Below are 3,284 nucleotides of genomic sequence, written 5' to 3'. Positions count from 1 at the left end.
TAAACTTACATAAATGCTTTTAAAAGTTCTTGAACTAATGGAAGTGCTCCACCTACAAATTTTAAAACTGTCATTGCGATTGCCATATTATTTCCTCCTCTGTTGTTGATGCTAAGATGTGATTTATCTTTATGCTTTTATTATAGTAAGCGCTTACATTTATATCAATATATTTTTATATGCAATATTACATATTGACGGGTTAATGAAATATCACATTTTCGCATTAAGGAATCCTATGTTTTTAGGATTCTTTTTTAGTTTCTGATAATATTGTTTTAGTTGAATATAGATTTAAGTGATTTAGCAAGAATTTAAATATGTGAACCATTAGTTTACATCTATTAGACTAATGGTTTCTTTATTGATTATGGTTTTATATGTAATGATTTCTTAGAGGTGAATAATATGAATTTAGGTTCGCAATTGAAAAAGTTTCGTGAATCAAAAAACTTTTCACAAGAAGATGTAGCTCGCAAGGTTGGAGTGACTAGACAAGCTGTTTATAAATGGGAGAGCAATAAAAGTTATCCTGATATTGATAATTTGATTTTACTTAGTGAATTGTATGAAGTAACAATTGATGAGTTAATAAAGGGATCAGAGGATGTTAGAGGGGAGTTAGATAAAAAAGATAAAGATGAATGTGAGGACGATGATGATGAAAATGATTTTGGCTTTTTTATAGGTATTGCTCTTATATTTATAGGGATATTTATTGGCATTGAAGGAATTTCTTTATTTATAACTATATTGGGAATGCTGATAATGGTATTTTATAGTGATGTAAAAAAAGCGATCATTAATGAATTTAGAATAAAAAGAAGATCGAACTAGATTGTTTTTCTAGTTTGATCTTCTTTTTATTTGCTGAAAATCGAGCGAAGCGACAACCGTTTTAGGACGAGAAAATGAAATTTCGAGACAGAAAAAGCGGTAAAGGTTGTAGGGATCTCCTACTAATTCAAAAATATCGTTTTTGGTGTGTGTGATCACACACACGTAGCTTGCCTAATTATTTAGAAATCAACAGCATGAGTCAAAATGCTAGAAAAGGTGCTTGGATTAATAATTGGTTAGATGTGGTCAAATATGGGGTAGGAAAGGCTGTATTTGTTGTTCCGGTTTATATTAGTATAAAATCTTTGTTGAATTTTGTTGGGATTTCAATACCTTAAGAGACAGGAAAAACTTTTATGTAGAAATTTGTGGTAGAATAAAAAAAGAAACCTTGCGGTAACAAGGTTTCTTTTCAAAAAATCCTAGACAGGAATAATTTAATCTATGTGTATTTTAACATGAAATTTGTATTTTGAAAATGGAATATGTATACACTTTTTAGTTTCTCGTTTTTCTGTTTAGGAAGTAGGAGGAGAAACAGTGAGTAAAGTAGTAGATTTTGGACAAGCTGAAAAAAAAGCTAAAGCAAGAGATAGTAAGATTGATAGTATTTATGATCAGTTGCAAACTGGTGGGTATTCAGAAGAAGAAAGAGCTATGCTTTTACAGATGTTAAGTAAAATGTCTGGTGGAGAAGAGTATTTTATTGGTAAAAAGAAAAAACCTACAGATCGGGTGAGATTTGTGCAAATTATAATGGATAATATAGATTATTTGATTGAAATAGGTTATTTAAGTAGTAAGGAAGAAGCTTTTTTATTCAAATTAACTTCATCTGTAGAATTTAAAACTAATGTTCTTGTAGAACGTGAGACAAATAATCCAGCATCGCCTACATATCTAGCTGAAAAGTTTAAAATGACTCGTCAAAGTATTTCTAGTGTTATGAATGGTTTATTAAAAAAGGGAGTATTAGCAGTTGCACAATCAGGTGTTACAACTGAAGATGGACGGGTTTGTACTAGTCGTACATGGTTTGTAAATCCAAATATTATGTGTTGCTCTCCTAAAGATGGAATAGATAAAGCAACTCAACATATTTTTAGAGATTCATTAAGAAATTTTAAAGTCGAAGATCAAGGAAAGAAAAAACATAAACTACCTATTTATTTATTTTAAAAGAATGCAAAAAAAATCTTGCGTTCTTTTTTTTTATGTTATTTACCTTTTTTTAGGTGTCACTTTTTTTTGACACCGGTGTCACTTTTTTTTGACACCTTATCTTCTATAAACCCTTGCCATTACTGACTTTTTTCACTTTGCTCTTCTCACTCTTATATATAGAGCTAAAAGTTCCGCAAGGAACGGGTCGTATTTTCTTTCGTTTTACTACAGAAAATCTCCACCCTTTTCGCTTTGCTACATCCTTGCGGAACTTTTTTCGGCTCGAGTTTGGATATCACCAAGCCGATACATCCAAAAGCAAATACTAGGGATCATCGGCTTGAATTTGCTATTATACGAGCCGAACCGCTAGTAATTCGATTTAAAATTTCACTTACCAAATTGATAGAATACGTTATATGTGGGGGTTCGTCCCCACACGACGAACCAACCTCAACCCCAAAAGCAAACGAAAACCCTTATTTAAACCTGTTTATTTTGCTTTTTAAGCGTCCATTTTCATTTTTACAGAAAATAGTATTGTTTTAGATCCATATTCTTTAAAACGAATTTTGAAGCGTCTGAATGATATCTCACATTTTGTTGTTTTCTGTTTTAAATTATAATCTTGTGTTTACTTATTTTAGGATGGATCTCTTTTAGTATTTTAAAGTAATGTTTGATTACAATTTATAAAAAATATGTTGTCTACAGCAGGTGCACATTTGATGCTATGAAGAGTACCTTGTGTACACCTCGACTCTACTTTTAACGAAAAATACGTGTAATTGGAAAATTTTGAGTCGACCGTGAGTACACATCCTGGAAATTTTCGTGTACCCACGTTTAAGCTAGGCTCTGCCTAGCCCCAACCCCTAGTTGGGCCCAAAAACCCCTTATGCTCTTCTCTTTTTTTTGATTCAGAATTTCCAATTTTATAAAATGACTTGCTTTTTGATAGAGTTTTATTATGTTAAAAAAACAAAAATATGATTTTAATTGTGGTTTATTGCAAGGTTATTAGAAAAAAATTGTGGCGCGGCCATGGTCTTCGCTATATGGATTAAATAATCATTTGTTAAGAAGAAAATGAAGCATGACTTAGAGATGTGAAGGACTCCGTTATTTTTATATGACAGAAGGATATAAACCTTAGTAAAATGAATTAGTAAAAACCTAGGTTTTATACCTAGGTATCAAGGTTGATTTTTTTGAAAATAACCCTAGATATTTAAAAAACTTAGGTTTTTATCTAGGTTTTAAAGGTGGGTAAAAAGATG

3 protein-coding genes are annotated in these 3,284 nt (G+C 31.1%); all 3 read left to right on the top strand.

The window, feature by feature from the left end:
* The first annotated feature begins 408 nt into the window (after positions 1–408).
* The 3 genes from C568_RS0129985 (at position 409) to C568_RS0129980 (ending at position 2,019) form a co-directional block, all read left to right on the top strand.
* On the top strand, positions 409–837 hold the full coding sequence (locus C568_RS0129985; RefSeq protein ID WP_018783713.1) for a helix-turn-helix domain-containing protein: 429 nt from the start codon (positions 409–411) through the stop codon (positions 835–837).
* Positions 838–1,034: 197 nt separating this feature from the next.
* Positions 1,035–1,178 carry a hypothetical protein gene (locus tag C568_RS35990; RefSeq protein WP_176549049.1) on the top strand — a complete coding sequence of 48 codons (144 nt, stop codon included), beginning with the start codon at positions 1,035–1,037 and terminating at the stop codon, positions 1,176–1,178.
* A 202-nt stretch (positions 1,179–1,380) separates the two neighbouring features.
* A complete protein-coding gene (locus C568_RS0129980; protein WP_018783712.1) occupies positions 1,381–2,019 on the top strand; it encodes a MarR family transcriptional regulator in 639 nt (212 codons plus the stop codon).
* The last annotated feature ends 1,265 nt before the right edge of the window (positions 2,020–3,284 follow it).

Source organism: Bacillus sp. 95MFCvi2.1, from assembly GCF_000374965.1.
Classification (GTDB): domain Bacteria; phylum Bacillota; class Bacilli; order Bacillales; family Bacillaceae_G; genus Bacillus_A; species Bacillus_A pseudomycoides.
Note: the sequence above shows the minus strand (reverse complement) of the source record. Positions and strands in the feature narration are given on the sequence as shown.

Excerpts from the sequence above, each read along its gene's own strand:
- C568_RS0129985 (WP_018783713.1), top strand. The coding sequence starts at position 409 with ATGAATTTAGGTTCGCAATTGAAAAAGTTTCGTGAATCAAAAAACTTT.
- C568_RS35990 (WP_176549049.1), top strand. The coding sequence starts at position 1,035 with ATGAGTCAAAATGCTAGAAAAGGTGCTTGGATTAATAATTGGTTAGAT.